At 67.8% G+C, this 16,567-nt stretch carries 15 protein-coding genes; 8 read left to right on the top strand and 7 right to left on the bottom strand.

The features are described from left to right. Positions 1–49: 49 nt before the first annotated feature. Positions 50–1,897, bottom strand: a complete 1,848-nt coding sequence (locus ABD231_RS30235) for a DUF5107 domain-containing protein (protein WP_344159320.1) — start codon at positions 1,895–1,897, stop codon at positions 50–52. 82 nt (positions 1,898–1,979) lie between these two features. Between ABD231_RS30235 and ABD231_RS30230 the strand changes: the two genes are divergently transcribed. Then, positions 1,980–3,635: an FAD-binding dehydrogenase gene (locus ABD231_RS30230; RefSeq protein ID WP_344159317.1), complete on the top strand. Its 1,656-nt coding sequence runs from the start codon at positions 1,980–1,982 to the stop codon at positions 3,633–3,635. Here the strand turns inward: ABD231_RS30230 and ABD231_RS30225 are convergent. Further along, a complete protein-coding gene (locus ABD231_RS30225) occupies positions 3,632–4,507 on the bottom strand; it encodes a serine protein kinase RIO (protein ID WP_344159314.1) in 876 nt (291 codons plus the stop codon). The two genes, ABD231_RS30230 and ABD231_RS30225, sit on opposite strands and share 4 nt — an antisense overlap. A 150-nt stretch (positions 4,508–4,657) precedes the next feature. Then, complete coding sequence (locus ABD231_RS30220) at positions 4,658–5,299, bottom strand: NIPSNAP family protein (RefSeq protein WP_344159312.1); 642 nt, start codon at positions 5,297–5,299, stop codon at positions 4,658–4,660. A 60-nt stretch (positions 5,300–5,359) separates the two neighbouring features. Here ABD231_RS30220 and ABD231_RS30215 point away from each other — a divergent pair, with 60 nt between their 5' ends. Next, positions 5,360–6,223, top strand: a complete 864-nt coding sequence (locus ABD231_RS30215; RefSeq protein ID WP_344159309.1) for a hypothetical protein — start codon at positions 5,360–5,362, stop codon at positions 6,221–6,223. A gap of 18 nt (positions 6,224–6,241) precedes the next feature. Then, the gene (gene ku, locus ABD231_RS30210) at positions 6,242–7,102 is read left to right on the top strand and encodes a non-homologous end joining protein Ku (RefSeq protein ID WP_344159307.1); all 861 of its coding nucleotides are present in this window, start codon (positions 6,242–6,244) and stop codon (positions 7,100–7,102) included. A gap of 3 nt (positions 7,103–7,105) precedes the next feature. Here ku and ABD231_RS30205 read toward each other — a convergent pair whose 3' ends face one another. Both ABD231_RS30205 and ABD231_RS30200 read right to left on the bottom strand, forming a co-directional pair. Beyond that, the gene (locus ABD231_RS30205) at positions 7,106–7,747 is read right to left on the bottom strand and encodes a hypothetical protein (RefSeq protein WP_344159304.1); all 642 of its coding nucleotides are present in this window, start codon (positions 7,745–7,747) and stop codon (positions 7,106–7,108) included. A gap of 127 nt (positions 7,748–7,874) precedes the next feature. Beyond that, a complete protein-coding gene (locus ABD231_RS30200; protein WP_344159301.1) occupies positions 7,875–9,167 on the bottom strand; it encodes an MFS transporter in 1,293 nt (430 codons plus the stop codon). A 107-nt stretch (positions 9,168–9,274) separates the two neighbouring features. On the opposite strand from ABD231_RS30200, the gene ABD231_RS30195 reads away from it, so the two are divergent. After that, entirely contained in the window at positions 9,275–9,748 is a 474-nt protein-coding gene (locus ABD231_RS30195) for a MarR family winged helix-turn-helix transcriptional regulator (protein ID WP_344159298.1), read from the top strand. 12 nt (positions 9,749–9,760) lie between these two features. Next, positions 9,761–11,863: a thiamine pyrophosphate-dependent enzyme gene (locus tag ABD231_RS30190; RefSeq protein WP_344159295.1), complete on the top strand. Its 2,103-nt coding sequence runs from the start codon at positions 9,761–9,763 to the stop codon at positions 11,861–11,863. Here ABD231_RS30190 and ABD231_RS30185 read toward each other — a convergent pair. Beyond that, positions 11,856–12,350, bottom strand: coding sequence for a DnaJ family domain-containing protein (locus tag ABD231_RS30185; protein ID WP_344159292.1), 495 nt, complete (start codon positions 12,348–12,350; stop codon positions 11,856–11,858). The genes ABD231_RS30190 and ABD231_RS30185 overlap by 8 nt on opposite strands. 103 nt (positions 12,351–12,453) lie before the next feature. On the opposite strand from ABD231_RS30185, the gene ABD231_RS30180 reads away from it, so the two are divergent. The 3 genes from ABD231_RS30180 (at position 12,454) to ABD231_RS30170 (ending at position 15,911) form a co-directional block, all read left to right on the top strand. Next, positions 12,454–13,026 (top strand): hypothetical protein, encoded by a 573-nt coding sequence (locus ABD231_RS30180; protein ID WP_344159289.1) that lies wholly within the window; start codon positions 12,454–12,456, stop codon positions 13,024–13,026. Between the two features lie 186 nt (positions 13,027–13,212). Then, positions 13,213–14,757, top strand: a complete 1,545-nt coding sequence (locus ABD231_RS30175) for an aldehyde dehydrogenase family protein (RefSeq protein WP_344159286.1) — start codon at positions 13,213–13,215, stop codon at positions 14,755–14,757. Beyond that, positions 14,754–15,911 (top strand): NAD(P)/FAD-dependent oxidoreductase, encoded by a 1,158-nt coding sequence (locus ABD231_RS30170; RefSeq protein ID WP_344159283.1) that lies wholly within the window; start codon positions 14,754–14,756, stop codon positions 15,909–15,911. The genes ABD231_RS30175 and ABD231_RS30170 overlap by 4 nt, the downstream gene beginning before the upstream one ends. Here the strand turns inward: ABD231_RS30170 and ABD231_RS30165 are convergent, their stop codons facing one another. Continuing rightward, complete coding sequence (locus ABD231_RS30165; protein ID WP_344159280.1) at positions 15,912–16,535, bottom strand: hypothetical protein; 624 nt, start codon at positions 16,533–16,535, stop codon at positions 15,912–15,914. Positions 16,536–16,567: the final 32 nt, after the last annotated feature.

Genomic DNA, 16,567 nt, shown 5'->3' with positions numbered 1-16,567 from the left:
CAAAGAATTTCCGACCGGGGTGGTGGGGCGGGGAAGGTATCGAGCAGAGTCAGCTTCCGGACATCCCGAACTGATACTCAGGCGGCACCGGACGCCCAGTCCCCAGCGCTTCCTCAGCAGCCACCCAGTAGTCAGTCAGCGGATTCGCCCCCTCACGCACAGTCGCAAGCTGAATCCCCTCCGCCAGCAACTCATGCGCCCGCTGCGCATCCCCGGTGGCAAGAGCCTGCTGGACCCGGAGAGCCTGAATTCGCGGATCGTCCGCTGCGGACGCGAGGTACTGCGTGGCACGAATCGGATCGACAGCGATGGCGAGTGCAATGGCCTCGACCTGCAACTCGACGAGGTCGGGACAAAGTTCGAGAGCCCTCTCATATGCCGTGAGGTCTTGCTGGACGAAACCTATGTTCCGTAGCGCCCAGGGGTTGTCTCCGGACTCTCGCCAGGCGTCCAGCGCGCCGGCCTCGTCTCCGGCGTAGTACCGCGCGACCCCGCGGTGGTACCAGACCAGCCAGTTGTCCGCCGCCTTCTCCAGCAACTCCCGCCACCCCACCAGCGTCCCGTCCGGTACGCCGTCCGTCGCCGGCAACTGTCCATCCAGCAACGGCAACCACGCCCGCTCCCGATCAGTCATCGTGTCCGCGTCAAACGGCGTCCCCGCCGACACCGACCATCCAGTCCGCGCGAGCTCCAACGCACCCCAGCCCGACCCGACCGCCACCCGCTCCACCGGCGCCGCATCGACCACGGTCGACCACTCCGCCTCGCGCGCCGGCAGCCCGTCGAGAACCGCGTTCAGCGCCGCAGCACCCGCCGTACGCGCGACCTGCCAGTCATCCGCATGAGCCGCGTCCGCATCCACCGACACCGGCCCATACGCCTCCAGCCACTGCCACGAAGTTGCCCCCGGCAACTTCAAATGCTCCATCTGCGTCCGCGCCAACCCCGCCTGGATCTCCGCATAACCCGGCCCCTCAAGACCCGGCGCCAACCACTCCTGCCACCGTCGTCCACCCGGAGCCTCGCCCCACACGAACAACTTCCGCCCGCGCAAACGAGCAGTCGACACCTGCGCCAACCCGTTGCCCTCAGCATCGATCGACGCGATCCACGGCCGCTCACCGGCCAGCGGTTCGAAGAAGTAGTCGACCGCCTTGTCGTGCCAAGTCGGATACGTCAGCTCACTCGACACATCGACCAGATCCAGCCGAGCGCCGTACCCGTACCGCCACGCCTGATCCGCCGGCACCAGCACCCGCGTGCGCTCCGACTGATCGACCGCGATGTTCGACCACCAGTACGCCGGTACGTCGTGGTCCGCGGGATTCTGCAGCCGCACCCCGACGTACAGGAACTCGGAGTCGGCGGGCAGCCAGAAGTCGAGTTGCGTAACGAGATTCCGAGTCCGCTCCAACTCCCAGAGCCGCAGAATCGGCGTACCGTCCGGCCCTTCGACCCGAGCCGCATGCATCGGTGAACACGTGCCAGTCCAGTGACCCGTGCTACCGACATTCCACTCGACACCACCGGCGAACCAAGCGTTGCGCAGGGCAAGGTTCGCAGGCTGGAAGACGGGGTTGCGGTAGAGCAGTTCGCGCCCAGTCGACTTGTGCACGAGCGAGTAGAGCCGACCACCGAGACTCGGCAGCACAACCGCCCGCACAAAGTCGTTCTCCAGCACGAGTGACCCCAGCGTGGTCTCGACGAGCGTGCGGTCGTACCCGTCCTGGTCCAGACACGGCAGGGTGCTGCGCAGGCCGCCGTACGTGATGTTCGCCTGCAGGTCGGCCGGGAGCTCGGCGAGGTTGCGGACCTCGTGCACCTCCTGGTGACTGCGGAGCGGCGGCAACGGGTTCTCCCCGCCGAGAGCAGCGGCAGGCAGGACAAGATCTTGCACGGAAAGGATCGTCACGGCCGATATTCTTGCAACTACGCGCACCAGAGTCCATGCCTGACTACTGTCCGGTATACATGTCCCCATGGACGCCGATGTGATCGTCGTGGGGGCGGGACTGGCCGGGCTGGCAGCGACCGCGGAGCTTGCGGATGCGGGCAAGAAGGTGCTGCTGCTGGACCAGGAGCCGGAGGCATCGCTCGGCGGACAGGCCTTCTGGTCGTTCGGCGGCCTGATGTTCGTCGACTCCCCCGAGCAGCGCCGGATGGGGATCAAGGACTCCCGCGATCTCGCCCTGCAGGACTGGCTCGGCTCGGCCGGGTTCGACCGGCTGGACGACGAGGACAAGTGGGCCCGTCAGTGGGCCGAGGCGTACGTCGACTTCGCGTCCGGCGAGAAGCGGCCGTGGCTGCATGCTCAGGGCGTGCGGTTCTTCCCCGTGGTCGGCTGGGCCGAGCGCGGTGGGTACAACGCCGACGGGCACGGCAACTCGGTCCCGCGCTTCCACATCACCTGGGGCACCGGCCCGGGCCTGGTCGCGCCGTTCGAACGCCGCGTCCGTGAGGCAGTGGCCAAGGGGCTGGTGGAGTTCCGCTTCCGGCATCGCGTCGACGAGCTGACCGTCACCGGTGGTGTCGTCGACGGCGTCTCCGGCAAGGTGCTGGAGCCCAGCAGCGTGCTGCGTGGCCAGGCGAGTTCGCGGACCGAGGTCAGCGACTTCGAGCTCAAGGCTCAGGCGGTCATCGTCACGTCGGGTGGGATCGGCGGCAACCACGATCTCGTCCGCGCGCAATGGCCGAAGCGGATGGGCGAACCGCCGCGGCGGATGATCAGCGGCGTACCGGCGCATGTCGACGGCCGGATGCTCGCGATCACCGAACAGGCCGGCGGCCGGTACGTGAACCGCGACCGGATGTGGCACTACACCGAAGGCATCCAGAACTGGGACCCGATCTGGCCGATGCACGGCATCCGAATCCTGCCCGGCCCGTCGTCACTGTGGTTCGACGCCACCGGCAAGCGACTCCCGGTCCCGCTCTTTCCCGGCTTCGACACCCTCGGCACGCTCGAGCACATCATGACCACCGGCTACGACTACACGTGGTTCGTGCTGACCCAGAAGATCATCGAGAAGGAGTTCGCCCTCTCCGGCCAGGAGCAGAACCCCGACCTGACCGGTAAGGACATCAAGGCCGTCCTCGGCCGCGCCCGCGGTGGCGCGACTCCGCCGGTCCGCGCCTTCATGGACAAGGGCGCCGACTTCGTAGTCCGGGACAACCTGCCCGACCTCGTCCGCGGCATGAACGACCTGTCCGGCGACAACTTGATCGACCTGACTGACCTCGAGCGCCAGATCGTCGCCCGCGACCGCGAGATCACCAACACCTTCACCAAGGACCTGCAGATCACCGCGCTGCGCGGCGCCCGCAACTACCGCGGCGACAAGCTGATCCGGGTCGCGCCACCGCACCGGATCCTGGACCCGAAGGCCGGCCCGCTGATCGCCGTACGGCTGAACATCCTGACCCGCAAGTCCCTGGGCGGTCTGCAGACCGACCTGGAGTCCCGCGTCCTGCGCACCGACGGTACGCCGTTGCCTGGTGTCTACGCGGCCGGCGAAGTCGCCGGATTCGGTGGCGGCGGCGTCCACGGCTACCGCTCACTCGAAGGCACCTTCGTCGGCGGTTGCCTGTTCACCGGACGCACCGCCGGCCGCGCAGCTGCAAAAGCAGTCTCTTAGAACACCATACTGAGGAGATCGGCGAACAACTCCTGTTCGTCGATTTCCAAGCCCCTGCTGGTGAAATAGGCCGCCATGTTGTGGCAGTCCCGGAGGAGGAACTCCATCCCCTTCGGGTTGCCGACGACGTCGATCACCTGCGGCAGATCGATCATCACGATCCGCTCGCCCTGGGCCAGCACGTTGTACGGCGAGAGGTCGCCGTGCGCGAGACCGGCGCGAGCCAGCTCCCGCATGGCACCTCGCAACTGCTCGAAGTACTCGCCGAGCAGGTCCTTCGACGGACGGACCTGGGCCAGCCGTGGCGCGGCTCCGCCCTCGCCGTCGTCGATGAACTCCATCAACAGTTCGGTCCCGTCGATCTGGACCGGGTACGGCACTGGCACCCCGGCCTTCCACAGCTGGTTCAGCGCGGCCCATTCCGCGTAGGCCCATTGCCCGGACGCGACACTGCGCCCGTGCTGGGTCTTCTTGGCCATGGCCCGGCTGTCGCGGCTGTTGCGAGTACGGCGGCCTTCGACGTACGCCGTACTGCGGTGGAAGGACCGGTGCTCCTCGGTGCGGTACCGCTTGGCGGCGAGCAGCGAGGACTGTGCGGGCGCGTCGCCGATGGCTTCGACGGCGCGCTCGATCAGGAAGACATCAGCTTCCTTACCGGTTTTGAGGACGCCGAGCTCGGTATCGATCGCGGCCTGTGCCGTCACCACCCACGAGGGGCGGGGCTCAGGCCCGCGAGAACCGCGCTCGACGTCCAGCCAGGTGGTCCAGCGCTGGTTCGGCGCCAGAGTTTCGTCGACCTGCTGGAAATCAAAAGAGTATTGATCAGCAGAGGTGAATGAGTCAGATTCGGTACGAAAGACGTCGGAAGACATCGGGAGTGCTCCTGAGGCTTGAGGTGAGACTGACGCGGACATGCCGCAGCACAGTGATTGCCATCCGTCAGCCCTCCTTAGGCCCAGGCAGCGCTCGTCGCCGCTCAAGTCGATTCAGGATGCCCGGCGCCGCGCGGGCGCGCAAACTATTTAACGCAGCTGAGAACGCGAGGTCGGCCGAAGCCGCAACTCCTGTCCCTCCCAGGCACGCAGTACCTCCCGCGCCTGCTCATCCACACCCCGCGCGAGCCACACCAGGACCACGTCGTCCCGCAACGGCAACTGCGGAAAGTTGTTCTCCACAACCAGCGACCGGAAGACCGCCAAAGGCGAAGCCCCCACCTCAGCAAGAGCGGGAAGCATCTCGCGCTGGAACTGCTCGACGAACCCAGGGCCGGCCGGATGGACGAACCCTGTGATGAGCGACTCCGCGGGTTCGGTAGGACGTGGGGAGTTGGGGCTTGGGTAGTCCGGTCCTAGGTGAATTGGTTCCAGGAGTAGGGCGTTGTCGGAGTCGATCATGGTGGCGTTGGCGACTGCGGCGTGCTCACGCCAGACCGGGCCGTAGTAGAAGGATTTGAGGGCTTCGGCGCGGGCGTCCAGGGTGTTGAAGCCGCGGAGCCAGACGAAGCGGTCTGGGTCGTCGAGGTCGCGGAACTGGCCGACGATGTGCATTCCGCACACCTCCTGGCCTTCCACGAAGTGTTCGTCGAAGACGTCGATGAGGGTGTCGCGGGCGCCTGGGTGCAGCGTGTACTGACGGAGGTCGACCACGGAGCAGCATTCGTTCACCGCGCGAGTCAAGCAGCTCAACCTGCCAGAACATGTCAGCTTTCGGGTAGCGTCGGGCGGGTGGACTTCGAGGAGGCGGCGGACCGGCTGTACGCGATTCCGGCGGCTGACTTCATTCCGACGCGCAACGAGCTGGCCAAGCAGCTGAAGGCTGATGGCGACCAGCTCGGTTCGACACGGCTGAAGGCGCTCCGGAAGCCGACTGTCGCCGCCTGGGTGGCGAACCTGGTGGCCCACAACGCGGCCGACGACCTCGACGATCTCATTGCGCTGGGCGACGAGTTCCGCGAGGCGACCGCCGATATGGACGGCGACCGGCTGCGTGAGCTGACCCCGAAACGCCATCAACTGCTGGACAAGCTGGTCAAAGAGGCCGGGCGGCTCGCAAAGGACGCCAACCAGAAGGTCAGTGCGGACGTTACGCAGAAGCTCCGCGAGACGCTCGACGCTGCGCTGGTCGACCCCGCCGCAGGCGACGCCGTACGGGAAGGGCGGCTGAGCAGCGCGCTGCGGCACGTCGGCTTCGGCGTCGTGGACGAGAACGGCGAGCCCACCAATGTCACGCCGCTGACCGACGAACGCCGGGAGGCGGCTCGCGCCCGGCGGAAGACTCAGCAGGCCTCGGAAGCGGCCGATGCCAAGGCCGACGCCGAGAAGGACCGGGCGCAGCGGGAGGCCGAGGAGCAGGAGGCCGCGGCTCGTGCGGAGGCCAAGAAGGCCTTCGAGGACGCCGTCGCCACGGCCCAGGCCGCTGAAGCGCGAGTCGAGGATCTCGACAAGCAGCTCGACGACGCCCGCGAGGCGCTCGCCGAGGCACAGCAACTTGTGCACAACCTGGGAGCGGAGCTCGACGAAGCCCGCCGTACCGCTCGTGACGCTCAGAAGGAGAGTCGCGAGGCTCGGAAGCGCTACAACCGCATGTGACCTGGGTACCGGGCGCGCATGGCGCGATCGATCTGGAGCGGTTACATCACTTTCGGGCTCGTCTCGGTGCCGGTCGGGCTGTACAGCGCGACCGAGGAGCACGAGCTGGACTTCCACCAGTTCCAGCGCGGGACGTCGGACCGGATCCGCTACAAGCGGGTCAACGAACGCACCGGCCGCGAGGTCGCCTACGACAAGATCGTGAAGGGCCATGACCTCGGCAACGGCAAGTACGTCGTCGTCGAACCGTCCGAGCTGGACGACATCGCGCCCGGCAAGTCGCGGTCGCTGGAGATCGACACCTTCGTCGACCTGGACGATATCGATCCGATCCACTTCCAGAAGACCTACTACCTGGGTCCGAAACAGGGTGACAACGCCTCGTCGTACGGGCTGTTGCGGGACGCGCTGGTGAAGACGAACCGGGCCGGGATCGCGAAGTTCGTGATGCGTGGCAAGGAGTACCTGGCCGCGATCCGCGCGCAGGACAAGGTGCTGGTGCTGGAGACCATGTACTTCGCCGACGAGATCCGGGATCCGGTCGCCGAGCTGGACGATCTGCCGGCGAAGTCGCGGTCCGGGAAGCAGCTGACGATGGCGGCGGACCTGGTCGAGGCGATGAGCGGTGAGTGGAAGCCGTCGGCGTACAAGGACACCTATACCGAGCGGGTGAAGAAGCTCGTGGAGACCAAGCGCAAGGGGAAGGAGGTCGTCTACTCCGAGGAGGAGCCGGAGGCGACCACGCCGACCGACCTGGTCAGCGCCCTCCGCGCCAGCGTCGAGGCCGCCCGCAAGTCGCGCACAACCAAGCGCACCACGAAGAAGCCGGCCGCGAAGAAGACCGCTGCCAAGAAGACGGCGCGGAAGAAGGCCTCGTAAGGGCTATTCGCCGTGGGCCATCAGGTACGTCGTGGGGTTCGGCGGCGCACCGGCGTCGAGCCAGCGCTGGAATCCCACCGGGTTGCGGCGCTCGAACTCGTCCAGGCAGATCCGCCGCACCTCGGCGACCGCCTGACGGTCGCGCATATCGGCACCCTGAGCCAGTTGTCCCGCGGTCTCGACCCAGACGTCGCACAGCTCGCTGATACTCAACGGGCACTGCAGGGACGCGATCAGCGCCTCGTCCTCGAGGAACTGCTCCTCGGTCAACCGCCGGATCCGGCGCTGCCGGCGCGACGACGGCCGGTCCCGACGATCCGGTACGACGAGATCGATCAGCACGAACACCACCGCACCCACCAGCAGAGTCGCGACCCCGAACGCGCCGTCCGCGACAAGCCGAACCAGACCGGGCAGGCACAGCACACCAGTGGCGGCCAGCGCTGCGACCGTGGTGGCCGAATAATCCGGGGTGTCGACGACGACCTGCCGGATCACCGCGGCCAGCGGCCAGACGATCAGGAAGACGACTGCGAGCAGGAGCGACGCCCCCAACGGCCCAAGCAGCAGCACGCCGGTGAGTGCGCCGACCGTCCCGGCACCCAAACCGGCAGCAATCACCACCCGCTGCACACTCACAGTCACGCCCACCTCACGTCAGAGCACCCCACTACCCGATAGAACGAGCGGCCTCTTCCCACCGTTCCCCAAACAGAGACGTCTGGAACCTGGCGAAAGGTTGTCATCGCGAGAAGCCTCGGGTCGGACGCGGTCAGGCGTTGACGGGTTCCGCCGTGGTGTCGAGCGGGTTGGCGAGCTCGTCGGACGGCATCCGCCCGAAGTAGACGACCAGCAGGCAGACCAGGGCAGGTCCGACACCGGCGATGATGAAGACGGCGGGGACTCCGAGAAGCGCACCGGCCGGGCCGGCCAGCGCCATCGAGACCGGCATCAGCAGCAGCGAGACGAAGAAGTCGAGACTGGAGATCCGGCCGCGCAACTGGTCAGGGACCCGGCGCTGGAGCAACGTGCCCCAGATGACCATCGCCGCCGAACCGGTCGCGCCGACCACGGCCGCGCCGAGCGCCATCACCCAGAGATCCCGGGCGACACCGAGAACCACGATCGGCACCGCACCGAATCCCCACATCAACGTCATCACGGTCAGGTAGCGCCGCGGCAGGCTGCGGGACGAGATCGCCAGCGCGCCGACCGCGCCGCCGATGCCGAAGGCCGCGAGGACCAGGCCGAAGTCCTTCGGCCCACCACCCAACTGATCCTTGACGGCGAACGGCAGCAGCACCTCCAGCGGTCCGAGAATCAGCAGCACGAACGCGGTGCCGAACAGCAACGACGCGAGCAGCCACCGAGTCCGCCGTACATAGCTCCAGCCTTCTCGGAGGTCCGCGAACATCGCCCGTACGCCGGTCGCGCGCTCCTCGTCGACCTCGGCGGACTCATCGGCCGGTATCCGCATCGCGAGCACGCACGCCGCCGAGAAGAAGTAGGTCAGCGCGGTGATCAGGATCGCCAGCCCCGGCGACATCGCAGCGATCACCAGACCGCCCAGCGCAGGCCCGGTCGCCTGCTGTGCCAACGGCCGCAGCGTCCCCTCGAGCCCGTTCGCCGCGAGCAGCTCATCGGCAGGCAGCAGCCTCGGCACCAACGCCGTGTACGCCGGGATCAGGAACGCCTCGCCGGCGCCGATCAGCACGGCCGCCCCGGCCAGATGCCAGACCTCCAGCAGCTCGGTCAACGCGAGACCGGCGACCACCAGCAGCACCACACCACGGACCACATCGGCCGCGACGATGACTGAGCGCTGCGACAACCGGTCAGCGGCGACTCCGCCGAACAGCACGCAGACAACGAGCCCGATGCTGTACGCCGTCGTCACCACGGACAGCTGGACCGGCCCGCCACCGAGCTCGATCACCTGCCAGGCGAGCGCGACCAGCCAGAGCCCGCTGCCGAGCAGGGCCACCGCCAATCCGGTCCAGAGCAGCCGGTAGTTGCGGTGCTTCAGCGGCCGAACCGCCTTCCACCCCGCGCCACTCTCGCTCACGATCGCCTCCTCCTGCTCACACTTTCACCCGGAGCCGACAGAATACCCACGCGAACTGTTCACGTGTCAACTGTTTTATCGTGCACCGAACGGCGTAGACTGAGCCCATGCCGCCGGAGATGAGTCCCACCCAGCTCCAGGCCTGGCGAGCGCTGTACCGCGCGGACACGCTGCTGTTCACGCATATCGAGAACACGCTCCGGACCAGGCTGAAGATGAGCTACTTCGAGCACGAGGTGCTGCGCGCCCTGGACGGCGCCGGCGGCCGGATGCGGATGGCCCCGCTGGCGGCGGAGCTGATGATCTCCCGCAGCGGCGCCACCCGCCTGATCGGCAAACTCGAGGACAAGGACGGCTGGGTCGTCCGCCGGAACACCCCGGAGGACCGCCGCGCCACCTGGGCCGAGCTCACCGACGACGGCCGCAAGGCCCTCGACGCCGCCCGACCCGTGGTCGAAGCTGTGGTCGCGACGTTCTTCGCGGATCATGTATCGAATGCGGACCTGCACGCGTCGAGCCGGATCCTGGAAGTCCTCGCCGACGCCAACCCGAACGACGAAGGCTTCGACTGCGGCCTTTGAGATAGTCGTTCCATGACCGCAGTCGACGAGCGGTTCGCGGAGCGTGTCCGCGCCCTCGAACCCGCCCCCTGTGACTACTCCGCCGATCTGCTGCGCAGCCTGTACGACGCTCAACTCGGCAGCCGGCACGCGGATCTCGCGGCCCGGTGGATGCAGTCCCAGGGGCATGGCTTCTACACGATCGGATCAGCGGGACACGAGGGCAACGCGGCCGTCGCCGCCGCGCTCAGACCGACCGATCCTGCGCTGCTGCACTACCGCTCGGGCGCGTTCTACCTGGCGCGCGCGGACCAGTGCGGTGTGAAGGACGGGCTGCGCGACATCCTGCTCGGCGTCGCGGCGGCGACCACCGAGCCGATTTCGGGCGGTCGACACAAGGTCTTCGGGCGGCACGACCTGGCGATCATTCCGCAGACCTCGACGATCGCGTCGCACCTGCCACGGGCGATGGGGGTCGCGTTCTCGATGGCCCGGGCCGCGAAGCTCGGCGTACCGTCGCCGTGGCCCGCGGACGCGATCGTGGTGACCAGCTTCGGCGATGCCTCGGCGAACCACTCCACGGCCACCGGTGCGATCAACGCCGCCCTGCACACGTCGTACCAGGGCATCCCAATGCCACTGCTGCTGGTCTGCGAGGACAACGGCCTCGGGATCAGCGTGCGGACGCCGGACGGCTGGATCAAGCAGGCCTACGGCCAACGCCCCGGCCTCCGCTACTTCGACGCCGACGGCACTGACCTGGCGGCGACCCTGACCATGGCGACGGAAGCGGCAACCTTCGTACGGCGGAATCGGCGGCCGGCGTTCCTCCGGTTGCGAACCGTCCGGCTGCTCGGTCATGCCGGTTCCGACGTCGAGGCGGCGTACCGGAGTACGGCGGAAGTGGCGGCCGACGAGGTGCTCGACCCACTACTGGGGACCGCGCGCCGACTGCTCGGCGCAGGACTCAGCGCGGACGAGGTGATCGACCTCTACGAGGACAAGCGCGCCGAGGCGATGCGGATCGCGGCCGAGGTATCCGGTCTGCCGCAACTGTCATCACCCGAGGCCGTCGCCGCCCCACTCCGCTTCCCCGAACCGGCAACCGTCGCACAAGCGCTCCCCCAGCGGACGCCGACCACGGAACGCCTGACACTGAGCCAATCCATCAACCGCGCACTGAGCGACGTACTGGGGTCATACCCCGAGGCCGTGCTGTTCGGCGAGGACGTCAGTCGCAAGGGCGGCGTGTACGGCGTGACCCGCGGACTGCAGAAAACGCACGGCGCAGCCCGGGTCTTCGACACCCTGCTGGATGAGCAGTCCATCCTCGGACTCGCACTCGGTGCCGGTGTCTCCGGGCTGCTGCCGCTTCCAGAAATCCAGTACCTGGCCTATCTGCACAACGCCGAGGACCAGCTCCGCGGTGAGGCCGCGTCGCTGAAGTTCTTCTCGCAGGAGCAATACGCGAACCCGATGGTCCTGCGGATCGCCGGCTACGGATACCAGAAGGGCTTCGGCGGTCACTTCCACAACGACGACGCGATCGGTGTCCTGCGCGACATCCCCGGGATCGTGATCGCATCGCCGTCGCGACCGGACGACGCCGCGGCGATGCTGCACGCCTGCGCCGCCGCGGCCCGATCCTCAGGCACGGTCTGCGTCTTCCTGGAGCCGATCGCGCTCTACCACCGCCGCGATCTGTACGACGAGGCCGACGACGCGTGGTTGGCGCCGTACCCGACCGAGCCGGTACCGATCGGCCGCGGCCGCACGTACGGCGGGGGTACCGAGCTGACCCTGGTGAGCTTCGGCAACGGGGTGCCGATGAGCTTACGGGTCGCGGCGCGGGTTCCCGGCGTACGGGTTCTCGACCTGCGCTGGCTGGCGCCGCTGCCGATCGAGGATTTATTGCGTGAGGCAACGGCCACCGGCCGGGTGCTAGTCGTGGACGAGACCCGGCGATCCGGTGGTGTGTCGGAGGGCGTGCTGGCCGCACTGGTCGACCACGGCTACACCGGTCGAATGGCTCGCGTCACGTCAGAGGACTCGTTCGTCCCGCTCGGCGACGCGGCCCGTCAGGTGCTGCTCAGTGAGGAGACGATCGAGACCGCCGCCCGCGCGCTGATCAGCTGAAGAGCCGCTGCCAGAACGATTTCTTCGCCGGTACGGCGTCCGCCGCGTCCGCCCGCGCGGCGGCACGGCGACGCTCTTCCAGCCACTCCTCGCGGTCCACGCGCCACTGCTCGAGCGCCGCCGCGGCGTCGATCTTCCCGACCGGAATCACCGGGCCGGTGGTGTCGCGGATGGCGAGCACGATCCGCTTGTTCAGGTCCTCGAGATAGTCGCGGACCTCGGACTCGCGGCGCATCTTCGCGACCTTCTCGCGGACCTGCGCCTTCTCCTTGCGCAGCAGCATCGGCGGCGGTAGCAACGCCTCGGTGTCGATGTTCTCCCGGCGGATGAAGTCCTTCACCCACCAGTCCGGATCATGCTGGTCGGCAAGCTTCAACGGCTTGCCCGCACCCGACAGATCGTCGAACTTGCCTTCCTTCTCGGCCTGGCGGACCTGGAGATCGACCCAGTCCTCCATCGACATGGACGGCGGCTTGCGGCTCGTCATCATGGCACCTCGCTGTCAGATCGACAGTTGCTCCGGACGTTCATCCTACGCGCTTGTGAATGCAATCACAAGAGATGCTGGACCTCGCCTCGATACTGGAAGGGTGACCCTGACCGACGAACAGATCGCTGCGCTGACCCCGGCGGAGCGGCGCGACCTGATCCTGCGGCTGGTACCGCGCCCGGACGGGTTGCCGTCGGCGCGCACGATCAACCGGATCCGCAAGTGGCGAACCGTGCTGATCCTGCTCTGTGCACTCGCCCTGATCCCGTGGACCGTCTACCTGGCCGTCACCCTGCCCAACCACTACGTCGCCCGGAACTGGGTCGCCACCTGGGTCGGCTTCGACATCCTGCTGCTGTCGACCCTCACCCTCACCGCGATCGCCGGCTGGAAGCGCCGGGTGATGGTCTTCCCGACCGCCGTGGTCTCCGGCGTACTGCTGCTCTGCGACGCCTGGTTCGACATCCTCACCAGCCAACGCACCGACCTGATGCAAGCCCTCCTCAGCGCTGTCCTCCTGGAGATCCCCCTGGCCCTGATCCTCATCGGCGGCCCCCTGAAGCTGATGCGCTACCTGGCCGTCCGCTACGGCATGGTCACCTCCCGCACCCACTTCTGGAGCCTCCCCATCCCCGTCCCCGACCTCTACCCGGACCGCAAAGTCCCCACCTGACGATCCCCATTTGATGGGTTCCCCCATCCGCTTGTGGGTTCTGCACTCGCATGCGGGTCCAGAACCCACAACCTCGTGGGTAGACCCAGCAGATGGGTCACGGGGCGGGCCACCTGGCGGGTTGGGGTGGCGAGGGGCGGCGGGGTGGGTGAGGGTGGGGGTGATCAACTAGCTGGAGGGAACGGGATGGGCGTCGAGGTGTTGTCGGTTGTGGGCGGCGAGCGGGTTACGGAGTCGGTACGGCGTACCGAGTCGACGAACCCGGCGCGGTTGAGCGATGTCGTCGGGACGGTGGGTAGCGCCGGGCCGGAGGTGTTCGTGCGAGCGGCCGAGGCGGCTCGGGCGGCGCAGGGCGCGTGGGCCGCGACACCGGCACCGCAGCGCGGTCAGGTGATCGCGAACGTCGGCCGGCTGATGACCGCCAACAAGGAGCGGCTGGCTCAGCTCGTCACACGGGAGATCGGCAAGCCGATCGCGGAGGCGCGTGGTGAGGTCCAGGAGATCATTGACACCTGCGACTTCTTCATCGGCGAGGGCCGTCGGCTGTACGGACAGACCGTTCCGTCGGAGATGCCGGACAAGCAGCTGTTCACCTTCCGCCGCCCGATCGGCACGGTCGCGGTGATCACCGCCGGGAACTTCCCGGTCGCGGTCCCGTCCTGGTACATCGTTCCGGCGCTGCTCTGCGGCAACACAGTCGTCTGGAAGCCTGCGGAGTACTCGGCAGTCATGTCCGACGCGTTCTACGAGCTGTTCGCGCATGCCGGCGTACCGGCTGGGGTCTTCAACGTCGTGTACGCCGATGGTCCGGACACGTTCGCGGGCTTGGAACAGTCGCTGCAGGCCGGTCTGATCGACAAGGTCGGTTTCACCGGATCGAGTGCGGTCGGTACCCAGATCGGCGAACTGTGCGGCCGCCACCTGCAGACGCCGTGTCTCGAGCTCGGCGGCAAGAACCCGATGGTGATCAGTGCGAGCGCCGACCTCGACCTAGCCGTCGAAGGCGCACTGTTCTCCGGTTTCGGCACCGCCGGACAGCGCTGTACGTCGCTCGGCACGGTCATCGTGCACGAGTCGATCCACGACGCGTTCGTCGAGCGATTCGCCGCCGCGGTCGCGGGTGCGGCGATGGGCGACCCGACCCAGGATGTGCTGTTCGGGCCGTTGCTGGACGAGAAATTCGCAGCCGGGTTCGAGAAGTCGCTGGGCTGGATCGCTGCGCACCACAAGGTGATCGGCGCGACCGGCCGGGTCGGCGCGGACAACCCGCGAGCCGGGTTCGTAGGTGATCCCGCGGATGGCCTGTTCTATCACCCGGTGATCGTCGACGGCGTGCGGTCCGACGACGAGATCTTCCTCAACGAGACCTTCGGCCCGGTGGTCGGCATCACGACGTACACGACTCTCGACGAGGCGATTGCCTTGGGCAACAAGCCGGGGTACGGGCTGTCCAGCTCGATCTACACCACCGACCCGAACGAGGCGTTCCGGTTCGCGCAGGGCATCTCGGCCGGCATGGTCAGCGTCAACAACTCGACCTCGGGCGCCGAGGCGCACCTGCCGTTCGGCGGGAACGGCAAGTCGGGTAACGGTTCGCGACAGAGCGGGATCTGGGTGCTCGACCAGTTCACCCGTTGGCAGTCGATGAACTGGGACTACTCCGGCAAGCTGCAGAAGGCCCAGATGGATACTGAGACAGTGCAAGCCGACTTGGACTTCTTGCTGCCATGAGCAGCGCTCTACCGGAGGCCGCCGACGTGGTGATCGTCGGCGGCGGGGTGATGGGGACGAGCATCGCGTTCCACCTGGCCGAGGCCGGGGTCGAACGCGTGCTGCTGCTGGAGCGGGACGCACTCGGTTCCGGTTCGACGTCGAAGGCGGCCGGTGGGGTCCGGGCGAACTTCTCCGACGACCTGAATATCGCGCTCGGCGCCCGCAGCCTGGAGGCGTTCGCGAACTTCGGCAAGCGCCCCGGCCAGGAGATCGACCTGCACCGGGTCGGCTACCTGTTCCTGCTGGAGAACGACGACCAGCTCGAACTGTTCCGCGAAAGCACGATCCGGCAGCGTGCGGTCGGTCTGCCGACCCGGATGATCGGCGTCGACGAAACCCTTTCCCTGGCACCGATCCTGGCCCCGGACGGCCTGGCCGGCGCCTGCTTCTCCCCCACGGACGGTCACTGCTCACCGGAGTCCGTCGTCCTCGGCTACGCGACCGCGGCCCGACGCCTGGGCGCCACCCTGCTCACCGGCTGCGATGTCCTCGGAATCGATGCCGTTGGCAACAACATCAGCTCGGTCCGGACCAGCCTCGGCACCGTCCGCACCAGCACGGTCATCTGCGCGGCCGGCGCCTGGTCCGCCGCGCTCGCCGCGCCCCTCGGCATCAACCTGCCGGTCACCCCACTGCGCCGCCAGATCGTCGTCACCGAAGCGATCCCCGACCTGCCGCCGACGATGCCGATGACCATCGACTTCACCAGCACCCTTTACTTCCACCACGAGGGCCCCGGCCTGCTGATCGGTATGTCCGACCCTGACGAACTGCCGGGCTTCCACCTGGACCGCACCGATGCCTGGCTCCCCCGCCTCACTTCAGCGATGGAACGCCGAGCCCCGTCTCTCCTCGACGTCGGCCTCACCGGCGGCTGGGCCGGCCTCTACGAGGTGACGCCCGATCACGACGCCCTGATCGGCGAAGCCGGCGGTCTCTCCCGGTTCCTCTACGCCACCGGCTTCTCCGGCCACGGCTTCCTGCAAGGACCGGCCGTCGGCGAGATCATCCGCGACCTCTACCTCGGCCGCGAACCGTTCGTCGACATCAGCCCCATGCACGCCGACCGCTTCGGCGCGGACATCCGCCGTACCGAGCGCAACGTCGTCTGATCAGCGCTCGGGGTCGTCGTCGGGGACGCACCACTCCGGCGGCCAGCCGCGATCGATGCAGTACTGCCGGAGGATCTCTTCGCGGGTCGGCGGCTTGCTCGTGCTCGGCCGAGTCGGCTGCACCGTCTTTGTCGTCTTCGGAGTGGTCGACGGCTTAACGGTTTCCGGCCTCTTGGTGGTCCTCGTCTTGGTCGGTCGCACGGACGGCTCGACGAGAATCTTGGTCGGCGTCGCCGTTGGTGTCGGGCGCCGACTCGGCTTCACCGACGGCACCCGCGGCGGTACGACGGGAGTTTCGGTCACCGACGGCGTCCCGGACGTCTGGGCGAGGCGCGCGGCACCGGCGTCCTCACCACCACCGCCGAACAGACCGACCGCGGACAACGCCCAGAAGACGACCGCAAGCGCCGTCACCATCGCGCCGACCCCGGCGAACACCTTGCCGCGCGCAGGACCGGCGTACCGGCCGATCGGCCCACGGACCGGCTCACCCTTGCCGTCGACCCAGAACTGCCAGTCGTCGGGCGCCGGGGGCCAGGAGGGATCAGGACGCCAGGTCTTCGGAGGAACCCAACTGCGGCGCGGCGGCGACGGCCAGTCCGGTGGGACCACGAACCGCTTCAACGACTTCCTCCATATCCGCCACACGCGCGTCA

The organism is Kribbella yunnanensis (assembly GCF_039529655.1).
GTDB classification, from domain to species: domain Bacteria; phylum Actinomycetota; class Actinomycetes; order Propionibacteriales; family Kribbellaceae; genus Kribbella; species Kribbella yunnanensis.
Note: the sequence above shows the minus strand (reverse complement) of the source record. Positions and strands in the feature narration are given on the sequence as shown.